At 74.1% G+C, this 15,309-nt stretch carries 16 protein-coding genes; 5 read left to right on the forward strand and 11 right to left on the reverse strand.

The genetic code is table 11. The annotated features are described in order from the left end of the window. Positions 1-89 precede the first annotated feature (89 nt). Positions 90-1,169: a DUF2332 domain-containing protein gene (locus tag ACGFX4_RS28975; RefSeq protein ID WP_393080344.1), complete on the forward strand. Its 1,080-nt coding sequence runs from the start codon at positions 90-92 to the stop codon at positions 1,167-1,169. A gap of 29 nt (positions 1,170-1,198) precedes the next feature. On the opposite strand, the gene ACGFX4_RS28980 is transcribed toward ACGFX4_RS28975, so the two are convergent. Then, a complete protein-coding gene (locus tag ACGFX4_RS28980) occupies positions 1,199-1,729 on the reverse strand; it encodes a DinB family protein (RefSeq protein WP_393080347.1) in 531 nt (176 codons plus the stop codon). Positions 1,730-1,923: 194 nt separating this feature from the next. Between ACGFX4_RS28980 and ACGFX4_RS28985 the strand changes: the two genes are divergently transcribed. Next, positions 1,924-2,877 (forward strand): lytic transglycosylase domain-containing protein, encoded by a 954-nt coding sequence (locus tag ACGFX4_RS28985; RefSeq protein ID WP_393080349.1) that lies wholly within the window; start codon positions 1,924-1,926, stop codon positions 2,875-2,877. Positions 2,878-2,884: 7 nt separating this feature from the next. Here the strand turns inward: ACGFX4_RS28985 and ACGFX4_RS28990 are convergent, their stop codons facing one another. Continuing rightward, positions 2,885-3,397, reverse strand: coding sequence for an HIT family protein (locus tag ACGFX4_RS28990; RefSeq protein ID WP_393080352.1), 513 nt, complete (start codon positions 3,395-3,397; stop codon positions 2,885-2,887). A gap of 64 nt (positions 3,398-3,461) precedes the next feature. Here ACGFX4_RS28990 and ACGFX4_RS28995 point away from each other — a divergent pair, with 64 nt between their 5' ends. Then, on the forward strand, positions 3,462-4,028 hold the full coding sequence (locus tag ACGFX4_RS28995; protein WP_393080353.1) for a GNAT family N-acetyltransferase: 567 nt from the start codon (positions 3,462-3,464) through the stop codon (positions 4,026-4,028). A gap of 51 nt (positions 4,029-4,079) precedes the next feature. Here ACGFX4_RS28995 and ACGFX4_RS29000 read toward each other — a convergent pair whose 3' ends face one another. The 5 genes from ACGFX4_RS29000 to nfi form a co-directional block, all read right to left on the reverse strand. After that, positions 4,080-4,325: a hypothetical protein gene (locus tag ACGFX4_RS29000; RefSeq protein WP_393080356.1), complete on the reverse strand. Its 246-nt coding sequence runs from the start codon at positions 4,323-4,325 to the stop codon at positions 4,080-4,082. Between the two features lie 95 nt (positions 4,326-4,420). After that, positions 4,421-5,785 (reverse strand): type VII secretion-associated serine protease mycosin, encoded by a 1,365-nt coding sequence (gene mycP, locus ACGFX4_RS29005; RefSeq protein ID WP_393080358.1) that lies wholly within the window; start codon positions 5,783-5,785, stop codon positions 4,421-4,423. 116 nt (positions 5,786-5,901) lie between these two features. Further along, a complete protein-coding gene (locus ACGFX4_RS29010) occupies positions 5,902-7,290 on the reverse strand; it encodes a hypothetical protein (protein WP_393080360.1) in 1,389 nt (462 codons plus the stop codon). Positions 7,291-7,342: 52 nt separating this feature from the next. Further along, on the reverse strand, positions 7,343-7,807 hold the full coding sequence (locus ACGFX4_RS29015; RefSeq protein ID WP_393080362.1) for a hypothetical protein: 465 nt from the start codon (positions 7,805-7,807) through the stop codon (positions 7,343-7,345). 159 nt (positions 7,808-7,966) lie between these two features. Continuing rightward, positions 7,967-8,701 (reverse strand): deoxyribonuclease V, encoded by a 735-nt coding sequence (gene nfi, locus ACGFX4_RS29020; RefSeq protein ID WP_393080364.1) that lies wholly within the window; start codon positions 8,699-8,701, stop codon positions 7,967-7,969. Positions 8,702-8,935: 234 nt separating this feature from the next. On the opposite strand from nfi, the gene ACGFX4_RS29025 reads away from it, so the two are divergent. Next, complete coding sequence (locus ACGFX4_RS29025) at positions 8,936-9,196, forward strand: hypothetical protein (RefSeq protein WP_393080366.1); 261 nt, start codon at positions 8,936-8,938, stop codon at positions 9,194-9,196. Positions 9,197-9,258: 62 nt separating this feature from the next. Here the strand turns inward: ACGFX4_RS29025 and ACGFX4_RS29030 are convergent, their stop codons facing one another. The 3 genes from ACGFX4_RS29030 to ACGFX4_RS29040 form a co-directional block, all read right to left on the reverse strand. Beyond that, a complete protein-coding gene (locus ACGFX4_RS29030) occupies positions 9,259-9,951 on the reverse strand; it encodes an RDD family protein (protein ID WP_393080369.1) in 693 nt (230 codons plus the stop codon). 69 nt (positions 9,952-10,020) lie between these two features. Further along, positions 10,021-10,980 carry a D-2-hydroxyacid dehydrogenase family protein gene (locus tag ACGFX4_RS29035; protein WP_393080371.1) on the reverse strand — a complete coding sequence of 320 codons (960 nt, stop codon included), beginning with the start codon at positions 10,978-10,980 and terminating at the stop codon, positions 10,021-10,023. A gap of 27 nt (positions 10,981-11,007) precedes the next feature. Further along, positions 11,008-13,008, reverse strand: coding sequence for an RDD family protein (locus ACGFX4_RS29040; RefSeq protein WP_393080374.1), 2,001 nt, complete (start codon positions 13,006-13,008; stop codon positions 11,008-11,010). Between the two features lie 251 nt (positions 13,009-13,259). On the opposite strand from ACGFX4_RS29040, the gene ACGFX4_RS29045 reads away from it, so the two are divergent. Then, positions 13,260-13,676 (forward strand): SsgA family sporulation/cell division regulator, encoded by a 417-nt coding sequence (locus ACGFX4_RS29045; RefSeq protein WP_393080376.1) that lies wholly within the window; start codon positions 13,260-13,262, stop codon positions 13,674-13,676. 16 nt (positions 13,677-13,692) lie between these two features. Here the strand turns inward: ACGFX4_RS29045 and ACGFX4_RS29050 are convergent, their stop codons facing one another. Next, positions 13,693-15,087: a glycosyltransferase 87 family protein gene (locus tag ACGFX4_RS29050; protein WP_393080378.1), complete on the reverse strand. Its 1,395-nt coding sequence runs from the start codon at positions 15,085-15,087 to the stop codon at positions 13,693-13,695. Positions 15,088-15,309 lie beyond the last annotated feature (222 nt).

Consider the following 15,309-nt stretch of genomic DNA (forward strand, 5'->3'; position numbering starts at 1 on the left):
TGGTGATCTCCGTCACCCGGGAGCAGGCTGGTCGCGGACGAACCGGAGGGCGAATGATGATCTCCAGTCGACCAGGACGGAGACCCCGCGTGTCACTCGACCACACCGTCAAGATGTTCCGGCTCCAGGCCGAAGCGTGCGAACAGCTCGGCTCGCCGCTGTCCGCCGCGCTGCTCCACCGGGCCGCCGAGGACATCGCCTCCGGCGGACCCTGCGCCACCGCCGTCACCGGCCACGAGGACGCCCCCGGCCCGGCCGCCGTCGCGCTGCGCCTGCTCGGCGCCGTCCACGCCCTCGTCCTGACCGGCCGCGCCCCCGCGCTCGCCGCCCACTACCCCAGCGCCGGCGGCGCCTTCGACCCCGCCGACCCCGAGCCCGCCCGGCAGGCCTTCCTCGCCACCGTCGCCGCCGAACTCCCGTTCGTCCGGACGTGGATGACCCGCCCGCCGCAGACCAACGAGGTCGGCCGGGCCAACCTGCTGGCCACCGGCGTGCGCTGGGTCCTCGGCGGCCGCGACCTTCCGGTGCGCCTGTTCGAACTCGGGGCGAGCGCCGGCCTCAACCTGCTCGCCGACCGCTTCCGCTACGAATCGCCCGACTTCGCCTACGGCCCGGCCGACTCCCCCGTGGTGCTCCGCGGCGCCTGGCGCGACCGGCCGCCGGCCTGGCTGCGCGGAACGCCGCCCCCGCTGCGGTTCACCGAGCGCCGCGGCTGCGACCCGACCCCGATCGACCCCTGTTCCCCCGAGGGGGCGCTCGCCCTGCGCGCCTACGTCTGGGCCGACCAGCTGGAGCGCTTCGCCCGCCTGGACGGCGCGCTGCGGCTGGCCGCAGCGACCCCGCCCCGGGTGGACCCGGTCGGCGCGGCCGCGTTCCTGCGCGCCGTCGAACCCGCCGAGGGCACGCTCACCGTGGTCTGGCACTCGGTGATGCGCCAGTACGTTCCGGCCGCCGAATGGGCCGAGGTGGAGACCGAGTTGGAGCGCCTCGCCGCGGCCTCCACGCCGACCGCGCCGTTCGCCCGGGTCGCCCTGGAGCCGGGACGCCGCGAACAGGGCCACCGCTTCCTACTGACCGTCCGCTCCGGCGGCGAGCCCGAGCAGGTCCTCGCCGAGGCGGTGCCGCACGGCCTCCCGGCCTGGCAGCCGGCCGACCTCACCACCGTCTGAGCGCTCCCGACGCCGGGAAGGCCAGAAGGTCAGAGCCGCTCGCCGGTCACGTCGTACAGGTGGTGCACCGGGTCGTGGATCAGGTACCGGGAGAACGACTCCACGGTGAACCGGGCGCCGTCGCTGCGGTCCCCGGTGCGCTGCCACTGCCCGTCCGCCACCTGCTCGAAGGCGGTGGCCAGCGCCTCGGCGCCGTCCGCGAGCTCGACCGCGACCCGGGCCGGGTCCTGCTCCCGGTAGCGCTCGGCGACGGCGGTGGTGTCCTGGTCCCAGTTGGGGAAGAGCGGGCCGTCCTGGGTGAGCATCAGGTCGAGCCGGACCGCGAAGATCCGGAACACGTCCCGGACGTGGCAGGCGTACTCGAGGTCCGACCAGGTCTGCGGCTCGGGACGGCGGCGCAGCTCCTCCGGGTCGGCCGCCAGCAGCCCCAGCCAGGCCGCGGCATTGGCGCGGATCATGCCGGGAACGGCCTCGCGGGCCACCGCCGGGGTGTCCAGGCCGCAGTCGGCGCAGGGGCGCTCGAGCACCCAGGTCCAGTCCTTGGTGTCAGGAATGATCATGCATCCAGGATCGCCGGGGCGGGCCGTCCGCAACCAGTGGCCGAACCGACAGGTGTCGTCAAGATACCGCCAGCGTGCAACGGAACTCCGCGAACTGCCGTGTACCGCTCAGTAGTACGATGAGCGCTTTGCGGAGGCGGGGGCGTCCGGAGCGCGTCCACAGCACCGCGACGACACACGGGGGAACCGCACACATGCCAGTCGACCGCAGAACGCGCACCGCCCTGGCCCTGGCCGCTGCCGTGGCCCTGACCGCGCCGCTGGCCGGCTGCGCCAAGAAGGCCGACCGGCACCCCGGCGCCGACGCGGCCCCGGCCGCCGTCACGGCGACCGCCACCGCCGGCGCCTCGCCCGAGCCGAGCCCGAGCGCCAGCCCCAGCGCGAGCACCGCCCCGAGCCCGTCCGCCAGCGCCTCGGGCAGCGCGTCGCCGAGCGCCTCCGCGACCCGCCGCAGCGCCTCGCCGACCGCCACCCGGGCGGCCAGCGCGCCGCCCCCGCCGGTCGCCAAGGCCGGCCCGGTCGCGCCCCCGCCGCCGCCCGTCACCACCCCGCACGTCCCGCCGCTGCAGAGCAGCTGCAAGCCGTCCTACTCGGGCGCCAACGCGCCGACCGCCACCGTGGACGCGGCCCTGGTCGCCGCGGCCGGCAAGACCCGCACCTTCACCCTCTCCAGCGGCGGCAAGGACACCATGCCCCCGCTGCCCTCCGCGCTGGTCAAGGCGGTCGCCTGGCAGGAGAGCGGCTGGCAGTCCGCCATCCTGGCCTGCGACGGCGGCATCGGCCTGATGCAGATCATGCCCGGCACGGTGACCATGATGAACAACAAGTTCGGCACCACCAGCGACCCCAAGACCGTCGAGGGCAACGTCCAGCTCGGCACCCAGCTGCTCGACTGGCTGGTCGCCTACTACGGCGACTCCTGCTTCGGCGGCAACTACGACCTCTCCCCCGACCCGGTCAGCGGCAAGACCCCGCTGCTCGACCTGGTGATCGCCGCCTACAACGCCGGTGCGGGCAACGTGCACTACAACACCGTCACCGACCCGGCGACCGGCGCGGTCAGCGGCGTCTCGCAGATCCCCAACCCGAGCTACGTCGCCAACGTCAAGGCCCTGATGACCCGGGCGCCGTGGACTGCCGCGCACTGACGGTCCGTCACACGTTCTTCTTCTCACCGCCGTCGAGGACGGACCGGATCCGCAGCGCGATCCGGTCCAACTCCCCGGCCGGCAGACCGGTGCCGCCCATCAACCCGAACACCCGCGGCCCGCGCACCGATTCGGGCAGGTCCGCCGCCCGCGGCACCAGGTGGAAGTGCACGTGCGCGAAGCCCTCGCGCTCGGCGAACTGCGCCACGTACGTCTTCGCGCACCCGGTCACCACCGCCAGCGCCCGGGACAGCCGGACCTGCCAGCCTCCCAGCAACTCCGCCTCGGCGTCCGTCAGTTCGGCGATCGACGTGACGTGGCGACGCGGCAGCAGCACCAGCCAGCCCGGCAGCGACACCCCGAACGCGTGCACCACCCGCCAGTGGTCGTCCACCGCGATCGACTCCCACGCGGGAAGCGAGTCGGACTCCGCCTCCCGACCGCAGCTGTAGCACTCGGGTTCGGACTCGGATTCGGCCTGCTGTCCGGCCACCCGCCCAGTGATCGATTCATCCGGCATGCCGCCGAGCGTACGCGGCCAATCAGGTGGCCGCAGCCCTCCGCGGCCAGGTACAACGGAGTACGTGATCAACCGCGCAGCCCTCTCCGTCAAGCCCACGCTCACCGGCGAACGCGTCCGTCTGGTCCCGCTCGCCCTCCGGCACGCCGAGGACTTCTGGCGCTCCGTCCAGGACCCCGAGCTGCGGAGACTCACCGGGACCGTACGGGAGTTCACCCTCGCCGACACCGAGCAGTGGTGCGCGGACCGGGCCGACCAGCCGGACCGCCTCGACCTCGCCATCGAGGACCCGCACACCGGCGAGTTCCTCGGCGAACTCGCCCTCAACGAGCTCGACCCCGACAACCACTCCGCCTCCTTCCGGATCGCCCTCGCCCCCGGCCGGCCCGGCCGGGGACTCGGCCCCGAAGCGACCCGTCTGCTGCTGCGCCACGTCTTCGAGGAGATCCGGCTGAACCGCGTGCACCTGGAGGTCTTCGAGTACAACCCCCGCGCCGTCCGCTCCTACGAGAAGGCCGGCTTCGTCCACGAAGGCCGCAGCCGGCAGGCGCTCAAGTGGGACGGCCAGTACCACGACGTGCTGCACATGGCCGTCCTGCGGGAGGAGTGGCTGGCGGGCGACGCGCGCTGACGGCAGCCACGCACCGACGGCCATGCGCCGCCGCCCGCCCACGGCGGGCGGTCAGCCGCCGAACAGGCCCGAGCCGTCCCAGCCCTGGACGTGGCCGGGCGAGTCCTGGTTCTCGGTGTTCACCGTGCACACCGCCTGCGTGGGCACCAGCCCGGGCATGACCGACCCGAGCAGCTGCGAACACACCGCCGCCTCCTGGTCGTTCTTCGGCCCGTCGGCGAACGCCGGAGCGGCCGACGAGGGGACGGCGGTCGCCGCCACGAGCAGGACGAGGACGGCGAACTTCTTGCGCAACATGACGGACGGCCCTTCGGGTCAGTCGGAGATGGTCGAGCCATCTCCTACCCGAAGGGCCGTCACCACGCGAGGACCATCAGCCGTCCGTGGGCGTGTCAGCGCTGGTACGGATTGCCACCCGGCGCCGGAGGCTGCTGCGGCGCACCGTACGGCGGCTGCTGCTGCGGATACCCGCCCTGCGGCGGAGCACCGTACGGCTGCTGCTGCGGGTACCCGCCACCACCCGTACCGCCACCGCCCGGCATGCCGGGACCCCCGGAGCCGCCCGGGCCGCCGCCACCGTTGTTGTTGCGCGAACGGCGCACCACCAGCAGCACCACCACCAGGACCACCAGCACGGCGACCACACCGCCGACGACCAGCAGCATCGAGCCGCTGCCGCTGTCCTTCTGCTCGGCCGCACTGCCGCCGGTGCTGGGCACCGGCTGCTTCGACGCCGGCGCGGACGCCTGCGCCGAGGCCGACGCGCCGTCCTGCCGCTGCGGCTCCGGCCGGTTCAGCAGCGGGTTCTCCCGCGGCCCGTTGTCGACGGTCGGGTTCGCCTCCAGCGCGCGCTGCGGGGAGGCGATGCCGTAGCCGTAGTTGTTGTTCGGGACCGCCGACTTGTCCGGCGGCGCGACCGCGGAGTTGATCATCCGAGCGATCACCTGACCGGCCGACAGCTCGGGGTACTTCGCCCGCACCAGCGCGGCGATGGCGGAGACGTAGGCGGTGGCGTCGGACGTACCGTTGGCGGTGACGTAGCCGGTGGCAGCACCAGCCGCGTGCTCGATGTTCACACTCGGGGCGACCAGCGTCAGCTCAGGTCCCTTGTTGCCCTTGTCCCAGGGCTTCCCGCTCTCGTCGACTCCGCCGACGGCCACGACTCCGGGAATCGCCGCGGGATAGCCGACGGGCTCGTTGTGGTTCCCCAGGTTGCCCGAGCCGGCGACCAGCACGATGTCCCGACTGATCGCGTAGCTCACAGCCGACCGCACGTCGTCCTCGGAACCACCGAGGATGGACAGGTTGATGACCTTCGCGCCGTGGTCCGCCGCATAGCGAATCGCGGCAGCAAGCTGGCCGGGCTCGCCCTTGAGATCCGCCGTGCTGCCGGCCGCGATCCGGATCGGAAGGATCTTCGCCTTCGGAGCGAGGCCGATGATGCCCGCGTTGTCGCCGTGGCCGCGGCCGGCGATCAGCGAGGCCATACCGGTGCCGTGGCCGGACTTGTCGGTCCGCTCGTCCCCTGGTTCACCGGAGAGGTTGGCTCCCGGGAGGACCTGGCCTTCGAGGTCCTGGTGCTTGGCCACGCCGGTGTCGATCACCGCGACGACGACGCCGTCGCCCTGGGTGATCGGCCAGACCTTGGTGGCGGCGTCGTACTTCCTGATGGGCCACTGCGCGTCCCGCGTGCTGTCCGCAGCGGCGGGGCCCGCGCCGAGGCCCCACACGAGGGCTCCGGTTGCGAGCACGGCCATACCGCGCATGGTCCGGCTGGTCGTCAAGCCTCGTCACCCCACTCGTTGAACGGCCGCCCCGCAAGCTGACGCTCCCGGGACGGCCGTGTCGTTCGATTCGTCCTAACGGTCCGAGGTCATTCCACCACGTTCGGATTGACCTGGTCGCCGGACGCCCACGTCTCCTCGTCCTCGACGAGGTAGTCGGGGCGGTCCTTGCCCTGCTTCTTGTCCTTCTTGCCGGCCTGGCCCTGACCCATCGCGCCGTGGCCCTGGCCGCCCGCGCCCTGACCGGCGGCCTGGCCGCCGCGGCCGCGGCCGATGCCCGACCCGCCCTCGGTGAACGTCCGCCCACCGGCCCGGCCGGCCGACGCCTCGCCGACGACACCGCCGCCCTTGCTGACGAGACCGGAACGGCCGCCTGCACCGCCCTTGGCGCCCGCGCCGGCACCGCGGCCGCCCTCGCCCATGCCGCCGGCGCCGAACGTGCCGGCCCGCGCGGCGTTGGAACCCGGACCGCCGCGGCCCGAGTTCGAGCCGGCGCCACCGCGAGCGCCACTGCCGCCGACGGGGCCGTTCGCACCGCCGCCCTTGACGCCGGTCGCACCGCCGCCGCTGGTGGCGGGGCCGAGACCGCCGCCGCCATGGCCCTGCCCGCCGCCGGAGCCGCCCTGGAGCCCGCCGGGACCGGTCGGGTGGTTGCCAGTGTTCGAACCGGGAAGCGTGCCGGTACCGCCCAGGTGCGTGCCGTCGATACCGGTCGAGGGGCCCTTGGGGCGCGGCGCCGGGTTGGCGGTGCCGCCCTTGATCCCGGAGTCGGTCGGACCGCCCGCGCCGATCACCCTCGGCGCCTGCGGCGCGAGCCGACCCGACGGACCGCTCGCCCGACCGGTCGACGAGGTACCGGTGGTGGGCCGGCTTCCCCCGACGAAGCCCATGCCGCCACCCATGATCATGGCCCCGATCGCCTCGGCGCCCGAGGGGTCGTGCGGCGTCAGCTTCGGCGGGTCGTCGATGGTGATCTGCGGCGGCTTCATGGAGTTCTTGGCCGCCGTGAACCGGACAGCCAGCGTCTGCATGACCGCGGCCGCCTCGGCCTTCCGCGCATCCGTGATGGTCGTACGGGTGTCCTCGTCCTCGACACCGACCGCGCCCTTGGCGGTGTCGCTGAGCGCGTCACCGGCCTTGTCCCAGAAGCTCGGCTCCTCGGGCATCTGGCTCTTGGCGTCCTCGATCGCCTGCGACGCGAGGTCCATGGCGTTGGCCGCATCGTTCGCATAGGCCGCCGCGTCGTTGACCAGGGCCGCGAGGTACGTCATCCGGCCGTGGAACGCGGTGCTGGTCGTACCGTCCCAGCTGGACACGGCATCGGCCGAAGCCGTGTTGAGCGCACCGTGGATGTCCTTCAGCGTCGCGCTGGCATTGCGCCACGGGTCGCTCGCCGACATGATCGCGCCCGACTGCATGGAATCCAGCATGCCGCGCATCTGACCGTGGCTGTAGTCGTGGAAGTTGGTACCGGTCATCGTTCGACCCCCTCCGAACCGAATCGCGCGTTCGTCCTGGTGCTGGAGGCGGTCACCACGTCGTCTCCGCCTCGCTCTTCGTACCGGACACGGGCTGCTGCGGCGTCCCGGACCCCGATCGGACAGCCTGACCCGGGACACTGCGGTGCTGCACCGCCGACTGGCTGGGGACAGACCACCCGTCGTCGCTCAACTTCATGGCGCGGGAGGTCTCGTACTCCTGATCCTCGTAGTTGGCAGCGGTCCGGTCGGCCTTCTGCTGGGCCTCGTCGATCGCGTCATAGATCACGTCCAGCACATGCCGGAGTGAGTCACGCATCTCGGCGTACCGGAGATAGAGCTCCTGCGCCTCTGCAAAGGTCCCGAACGCATCGCGCCCGACACCGCTCTGACCGTGTACCTTGCTGCCGTCCGCCCGGGCCTGGAACTCGCCCAGGAGGCCTCGCACCTGTGTGGCGAACGCCCGCAGGTTGTCGACTTCGACCCGGTAGCCGGACCCGCCGGTCCCCGTGCTCATGTTCTGGTACCTCCCCCGTACTGCTTAGCCGCCATGCGCCGCCGTAGCTCGGCCTCAACCCATATGTCTAACACATGCCACCCACCGTCAAGTCGGCACCTCACAGGCGGACTCCCGATCGGCGGCCTGGCCTGCGGCGGCCCGGTTGCAACAATCGGGTCACTGCGTGCCGGCGGCGGTCTCGGCGGCGAGTGCCCGCCGGCACAGGGAGTCGGCGCGGCGGGTGGTCTCGGGCAGCCGGTAGTGCGGGGCGAGGGCGAGGGTGACCTCGGTGGCCTCGGTGAGGCCGATGCGGTGGCCGACGGAGACGAAGACCGGTTTGACGCCTTCTCGGGTGCGGACGGCGCGGCCGACGGTCTCGCCGCGGTCGAGGAGCGGGCTCCAGTCGCCGCGCCGGGGGCCGGGCTCCCGGTGCTCGAAGACGAACGGGGTCTTGGCGACGCCGATGGTCCGCAGGCCGGTGAGGACGCCGAGGTGGCTGGCGAGGCCGAAGCGGCGCGGGTGGGCGAGCCCGTACCCGTCGCACACCACCACCTCCGGCCGGACGGTCAGTCTGCGCAGCGCCTCGGTCACGGCGGGGAGTTCGCGGAAGGCCAGCAGGCCGGGCAGGTACGGGAAGGCGACCGGTCCGACGGCGGTGGTCTCCTCGACGACCTCCAGCGTGGCGTAGTCGAGCAGGACGGCCGCCGCGGCGACGACGTCCTTCTCGTCGTCGTACGCGACGTCGACGCCGGCGACGAGGACGCCGGGGGTCCGGTCGGGGGCAGGGCCCTCGGTGAGGACCTGGGGCCGCAGGCGTTCCTGCTCGGCGAGGGCCTCGGTCTCGCCGGTCGGCCAGTCGGGCGGTACGGACACGGCTGGATTCCCCCGATCCGGGAACTGACGGTTCGCCATCCACCGTACCGACTGCCGGAGCACCCCCCACCGGTGCCCCGACGCCCGTGAGCCGGCCCGTCCTACACACCCGCACACCCCACGCGCCCACACGCCCGTGCGCCTCGTGAGCCCGTGCGCCCCCCGTGCCCCTGCATATGCCGGTTCCGCGGGATTAGGGTGGACTTACCGACCCGTTGTCATGGGTAGACCTTCAGTACGGATCCCCCGGCCCCGCGCGAAGGAGTGAACCTCATGCCGCGCCCCAGCTCGGCCCAGTTGTTCACGGGCACTCTGATCGTCGTCGCCACCACGGTGGCGCTGCTCGCCGTCTCCGGTTCGACCGGGGTGTACGAGATCGCGGTGCTGGTGGCGTTCGCCATCGCACTGGGGACGCTCGCCACGGCGCTGTTGATGTCGGCCGCCGCCCAGCGCCGGTCGGCCGGCACCGCTCCACCGCTCGCCCCGGCGGCGCCCGAACCTAGCCCGGCCCCGGAGTTCGCCCGCCAGCCGTGACACGGCACGGGCCGGCCCCGACACCTGCCGGGACCGGCCCGTGACGCCGCGTCGAGCGACTGTCAGGCCGTGGTGACCACCACCGTCTTCGCCGCCTTGTCGTGGATGCACTGCCGGTACGGCTTGTCGAAGACGCCGAACAGGCCGTCGATCGGCCACCACAGGGCGCCGCAGCAGATCAGCGCGGGCACGATGAACGTCGCGGCCCGGGTCCACGCGGCACCGGGGGTCGGGGAGCTGCCGTCGATCAGCATGGCGACCCGGACCTTCATCACCTTCTTGCCGACGGTCTGGCCGTCGCGGCTGAGCATGATGCCCTCGTACACCAGGTAGAGGCCGTAGCCGAGCCAGGTGGCGCCGACCCAGCCGTCCTGCCTGCCGTAGTTGACGAACGGCAGCAGCACCAGCACGGCGACGACTTCCACCATGACGAAGTCGATCACGCGGGCGAGGATGCGGTTGGGCCAGCTGCCGAGCGGCGGCATGCCGGGGACCGGCCCGGCGCCGGGGGCGCCGTACGGCGCACCGTAGGGCTGGCCGGGCGGGGGCGGGGGCGGAGAACCCTGGGGAGCACCGGCGCCGTACGGGCTGCCGGCGCCGCCGGGCGGTGCACCGTACGGGGCGCTGTAGCCGGGAGGGGTGTCGTACGGGCTGCCCGCGGACGGCGCCTGCGGCGCCTGAGGCGGGGGCTGCTTGTCGAAGGGGGGCTTGCCGCCCTCCTCCGGCTCGGTGCCTGAGGGGTCGTAGGTGCTCATGCCCAGAGTAGAACATCAGCATTACTACGATGTTGGGATATTTGGTCTGTTTTAGACCGTTTCGCCGCCTCAGCCCAGGACTCGCACGGGCTTCCCGGCCAGGTACGCCTCGATGTCCTCGACCGCCTGCCCGTAGTAGGTGCGGTAGTTGGCGTCCGTGACGTACCCGAGGTGCGGGGTGGCCAGCAGCCGGGGCGCCGTCCGCAGCGGGTGGTCGGCGGGCAGCGGCTCCTGCTCGAACACGTCGACGGCCGCGCCGGCGATCCGGCCCTCGCGCAGGGCTGCGAGCAGGGCGTCCTGGTCGACAATGGCCGCCCGGGAGGTGTTCACCAGGTGGGCAGTCGGCTTCATCCGGGCCAGTTCCGGGGCGCCGATCAGGCCGCGGGTCCGGTCGCCGAGCACCAGGTGGACGGAGACGAAGTCGCTCGCCTCCAGCAGCTCCTCCTTGGAGGCGGCGAGCACCGCGCTGGCCTCCGCCGCCCGCTGCGCGGTGAGGTTCTGACTCCACGCCAGCACCTCCATGTCGAAGGCGAGTCCGATCCGCGCCACCCGGGCGCCGATCTTCCCGAGACCCAGCAGTCCGAGCCGACGCCCCGCCAGATCGGCGCCCAGCGTGCTCTGCCACGGCCCGCCGGCGCGCAGCGCCGCGCTCTCCGGGACGATGCCGCGGGCCAGCCCGAGCAGCAGCGCCCAGGTCAGCTCCACCGGCGGGGTCGAGGAACTCTCCGTCCCGCACACCGTCACCCCGCCCTCGCGGGCCGCCGCCAGGTCGATCACCGAGTTCCGCATCCCGGACGCCACCAGCAGCCGCAGCCGGGGCAGCCGCCGCAACACCTCCGCCGGGAAGGCCACCCGCTCCCGCAGGGTCACCACGACCTCGCAGTCCCCGACGGCGGCGACCAGTTCGTCCTCGGACCCGAAGTGCTCCCGGAAGCGCACCACCTCCACCCGGTCGGCCAGCGCCGACCAGTCGGCCGCACCGGCGGCCGCGTCCTGGTAGTCGTCGAGCACCGCACAGCGAAGTCTCATGCCCGGCACTCTCCCAGACCGGAGGGCCTACTTCCGGACGACCACCCGGGTCCGGGCCGCACGGTCGTGCCAGCCCCGGCGGGCGGTGCGGTCGAAGAGCGGCACCACCGCGCCGACCAGCAGCAGCGTGCCGAGCAGGCCCACCAGCCAGCGCGCCACCGAGCGGCCGACCGTCGGCGGCCTGCCGCCGGACGCGTCCACCACCCGGATCCGGGCCAGCCGCTTGCCGAAGGTCTGGCCGGTCCGCGCCGTGGGCATCACCTCGTACACCGCACCGAAGAGCAGCAGCAGGGCGAGCAGCGCGCCGAGCTTCCCGAGCGTCACCGGGTCGACCAGCCACACCTGGACGCGCTGCCCGGTGCGGGCGGATGCGGTCTGCGCGTCCGCGATCTTCTGGTTCAGGTGCTCCAGCGCCGAGCCGACCAGCGGCACCCCGACCGCGACGCCCACCACGGCGACCACCACCGTGTCCACCAGCCGCGCCAGCAGCCGCCGCCCCGGGCCGGCCACCGGCGCCTCGCGCCGGCCCGTGCTCCGCGAGCGGCCGGCGGCGGCCCGGGCGGCGCCTCTCCGCGCGCCCTCGCCACCCACCGCGCCACGGGCGGCCGCGCCGTTCCGGGCGGACCCGGTCCGCGTGCCGCCGGACGCCGTGCCGGCCGGCGTCTCCGCTGCCTTCGCCGCACCGCTGCGGGCCGCCCGGTCCCGGGTGGCGGAGGTGGACGCGGCCCCGACCCGCACGGCCTCCGCGCCCTGACCCGCACCCGCACCCGGCTGCGCCGCCGGGCCCGGCACCCCGACTCCCCGATCCGCTCCCGCTCCCGCGACCACGCCCACCTCCGGACCCGGAGCCCCACCCTCCCGATCCGCCGGCTCGCGCGTACCCCCAACAGCGCCGTCGACCGGATCGACCACCGTCGCCCCGGCGTCCGCAGCCGCACCCGGGCCCGCCGGGGCACCGATGCCGGGAGCCTCGGGTGCCTCGGCCACCTCCGGTGCCTCCACGGCCGGTTCCACGGCCGGTTCCACCGCCGGTTCCGCGGCGCCGATGCCCCACGACACCAGCCGCGGCGCCCCGCCGGTCTCCAGCAGCCCGCGCTGCTCCCGCGGGTCGGCCCGCCAGCCGGACGCCACCTCGGCCCCTGGCTGGGGCTGCACAGCCTCCTCCACCACGCTCGCCGCCCCCACCTCGCCCGGCCCGGCCCCCACCAGGTACCCCGGCACCGCATCCGCCCCCGACGGCTGCTCGACCCCCGGCAGCGCCGCCGGTGCCGGCAGTGCCTGCTCCGACGGCCCCTCCGGCAGCCCGGTCAGGTACGGCAGTTCGAGTACCGGCTGGGCCTCCAGCTCGGCGGCCGGCCGGCGTCCCGCGTCGACCGCCGGCCATCCGCCGGCGACCTGGGCGGGGACGGCGGTCAGGCCGTCCACCCCGCCCAGCGCCTCCGCGCGGGCCCAGGACTGCGGGACCACCGGCCGCAGCCCGCCGTCCACCGTTGCCCACGGCGCGGCGGAGGCCGCCCCGGCGCCGTGGACGGACTCCATGTCCGAGCGCGGACGCAGCTCCAGCTCCGCGGCGTCCTCCGCCCCGCTCGGCGCCATCGCGAACGAGGTCCCGGCCGAGGTCTGGTCGAAGTACACCGGCCCGGTGTCCCCGAGCAGCCCGACAGCGGGCTCGACCGGTACGACCGGGGAGGCCGGGGCGACCGGGGCGACCGGGGCGACGGGTGCGGCCGGCACGACCGGCGGCGGCACGTACTGCGCGGTGGCGACCTGCGGCCCCGGCGACCCCTGCGGCGCGTACGCCCCGTGCGGCATCTGCGACGACTGCCCGGCGTGTCCGGCATGCCCGGCGTGCCCGGTCTGCGGCGCCTGGTCGACGTACCGGGACACGAAGCGGGGCGGCTCCAGCACCTCGCCGGGCGCGGGCGCGGGCCGGCTGGTGCCGGGCACCCACGCGCTGCCGCCCCAGTAGCGGACGAACCCCGGGATGGACGGATCCGGGTAGTAGCCGGGGTAGGGCCGGTCCGTCATGTCGTACTTCTTTCCGTGCCAACGCCAGGAACGCCAGAAGGGGGCATAAGGGGGCACGCGACCTGCGCAGAGTCGCGGAACAGTCACAAAGGGTAGTACCTGGAACGCCCGGGCCCGCCGTGTTCAACGGAAAAAGACTTCTTCCGAAACGTGTGTAAGAGCCTGCACCCGTCGCGCTCTCTCCCGGTGCGGGGCCGAGAAGCGGCCCCGCACCGGGCGGACCGGGGAGTACGGAGAGAGGGAGTACGGCCATGGGGCACTCGACGGGCGTGGTGGAGCAGGAGCTGGAGCTGAACCTGGTGCTGTCGCCGGAGCGCAGCGTGCCGGTGGCGGCGCGGCTGTCGTACGGGAGTCACGACCCGTTCGCGGTGCACGTGACCTTCCACCTGGACAGCGGGGCGCCGGTGACCTGGGTGTTCGCCCGGGAGCTGCTGGTCGAGGGGACGTTCCGGCCGTGCGGGCAGGGGGACGTGCGGATCTGGCCGACCCGGTCGGGGCGGCGCAGCGTGCTGTGCATGGCGCTGAGCTCGCCGGCCGGCGACGCGCTGCTGGAGGCGCCGCTGGCGACGGTCGCGGCGTGGCTGGAGAAGGCGCACCGGCTGGTGCCGCCGGGGGCGGAGCTGGCGGCGATGGACCTGGAGGGTTCGCTCGCCGAGCTCCTCGCGTGACCCGCGGACGCGCCGCTCAGCGGGCCGCGGGGGCCTGCTGAGTCCCGTCCGCGGTGCGCTGCCGCGGCAGCCGGACCAGGGGTGCCCCGGCGGCAATCCGCCGGGAGCGGACGCGCAGCGCGGCGACGGTGAGGAAGCACAGCCCGATCAGCGGATAGACCGAGGCGGGCAGCTGGTGGGTGGCGGGCAGGTGCAGGTCGAGGTCGCCCTTGTGCGGCACGACCCACATGCCGAAGCAGAGGAAGCCGAGCAGGGTCGCGCCGAGGATGATCCGCCAGCGGGCCTTGCGCACGGCCGCCGGGCGGGAGTGCTCGTGGGCGGCCTCGGCGGCGAGCAGGACGAGCACGGGCACGCACCAGACCCAGTGGTGGGTCCAGCTGATCGGGGAGATCAGCACGGCGGTGATCGCCGCGCAGCAGACGCCCCAGGCCTCGGCGCGCGGGGCCCAGCGGGCGCTGCGGTACGCCCACGCGGCGACGGCGAGTCCGGCGATCGCGACGGCGGCTCCGGCGGCGGTGGCGAGCAGTCCGGGGTTCTCGGTGTGCAGCAGGCGGGCGACGGCGCCGCGCACCGACTGGTTGTCGACGATGACGGTCTTGCCGACCCGGGTGGAGTCGAAGAGGTACTTGGTCCAGAAGCCGTACGTGGCGTCGGGCAGGACCAGGGCGCCCAGCAGGAAGGTGCCGAGGAAGGTGAGGCCGGCCGTGAACGCGGCCCGGACCCGTCCGGTGATCAGCAGGTAGACGGCGAACAGGCCGGGGGTGAGCTTGATGCCGGCGGCGATGCCGATGGCGACGCCCTTGCTGCGGTGGCCGTCCGGCCGGGTGAGGTCCCAGAGGATCAGGCAGGCCAGGGCCAGGTTGATCTGGCCGTAGCGCAGGGTGGTGAAGACGGGTTCCAGCCAGACGCCGAGGCCGGCGACCAGGACGACGCCGACCGGGCGCAGCTCGCGCCGGGGGAAGCCGACCAGCTTGAAGGAGAGTGCGGCCAGCACGCCGAGCAGGGCGACGTTGCCGGCGGTGATGGCGACCCGCAGGAAGCCGATCCCGAACCAGGTGGTGGGGACGAAGAGCATCGCGGCGAACGGCGGGTAGGTGGCGGGCAGGTTCCACTCGGTGACGCGCAGCGCGTAGAGGTCCTGGCCGTGGGCGACGGCGGCGCCCTCCGCCCGGTAGACGATCATGTCGACCATCGAGGTGCCGACGAAGTGCCGGACGGTGGCGTAGGCGAGCAGGGAGACCAGGGCCGCGGCCGAGGCGATCGCCATCGGGCGGCGCGGGGCCTCGCGGACGGCCCGGGCCGCCTCGACGTACGCCCGAACGGGTGAATTCAGGGCGCGGCGCCAGGCGGGCGCAGGGGGCTGCTGGGGGCGCTGTCGGGGCGTCCCGCGTTCCTCTTGCACCGTGGTCACTGCCTTGCTCCGTCCGCCGATGCCCCCGGGGTCGGGTCCGGTGGGCCGACCGCGACCCTACCCGACGGTGCGGCGCCCGCCACCGGTCGAGATTCCCTGGTGACGGCGGCCGGCCCAGGGAGCGGAAGCGGGGGGGGGGGGGGGGGGGGGGGGGGGGGGGGGGGGGGGGGGGGGGGGGGGGGGGGGGGGGGGGGGGGGGGGGGGGGGGGGGGGGGGGGGGGG

It is taken from the genome of Kitasatospora sp. NPDC048365 (assembly GCF_043200835.1).
Taxonomy (GTDB): Bacteria; Actinomycetota; Actinomycetes; order Streptomycetales; family Streptomycetaceae; genus Kitasatospora; species Kitasatospora terrestris.

Excerpts from the sequence above, each read along its gene's own strand:
- ACGFX4_RS28980 (WP_393080347.1), bottom strand. The coding sequence starts at position 1,729 with ATGATCATTCCTGACACCAAGGACTGGACCTGGGTGCTCGAGCGCCCC.
- ACGFX4_RS28985 (WP_393080349.1), top strand. The coding sequence starts at position 1,924 with ATGCCAGTCGACCGCAGAACGCGCACCGCCCTGGCCCTGGCCGCTGCC.
- ACGFX4_RS28990 (WP_393080352.1), bottom strand. The coding sequence starts at position 3,397 with ATGCCGGATGAATCGATCACTGGGCGGGTGGCCGGACAGCAGGCCGAA.
- ACGFX4_RS29000 (WP_393080356.1), bottom strand. The coding sequence starts at position 4,325 with ATGTTGCGCAAGAAGTTCGCCGTCCTCGTCCTGCTCGTGGCGGCGACC.
- mycP (WP_393080358.1), bottom strand. The coding sequence starts at position 5,785 with ATGGCCGTGCTCGCAACCGGAGCCCTCGTGTGGGGCCTCGGCGCGGGC.
- ACGFX4_RS29010 (WP_393080360.1), bottom strand. The coding sequence starts at position 7,290 with ATGACCGGTACCAACTTCCACGACTACAGCCACGGTCAGATGCGCGGC.
- ACGFX4_RS29015 (WP_393080362.1), bottom strand. The coding sequence starts at position 7,807 with ATGAGCACGGGGACCGGCGGGTCCGGCTACCGGGTCGAAGTCGACAAC.
- nfi (WP_393080364.1), bottom strand. The coding sequence starts at position 8,701 with ATGGCGAACCGTCAGTTCCCGGATCGGGGGAATCCAGCCGTGTCCGTA.
- ACGFX4_RS29025 (WP_393080366.1), top strand. The coding sequence starts at position 8,936 with ATGCCGCGCCCCAGCTCGGCCCAGTTGTTCACGGGCACTCTGATCGTC.
- ACGFX4_RS29030 (WP_393080369.1), bottom strand. The coding sequence starts at position 9,951 with ATGAGCACCTACGACCCCTCAGGCACCGAGCCGGAGGAGGGCGGCAAG.
- ACGFX4_RS29035 (WP_393080371.1), bottom strand. The coding sequence starts at position 10,980 with ATGAGACTTCGCTGTGCGGTGCTCGACGACTACCAGGACGCGGCCGCC.
- ACGFX4_RS29040 (WP_393080374.1), bottom strand. The coding sequence starts at position 13,008 with ATGACGGACCGGCCCTACCCCGGCTACTACCCGGATCCGTCCATCCCG.
- ACGFX4_RS29045 (WP_393080376.1), top strand. The coding sequence starts at position 13,260 with ATGGGGCACTCGACGGGCGTGGTGGAGCAGGAGCTGGAGCTGAACCTG.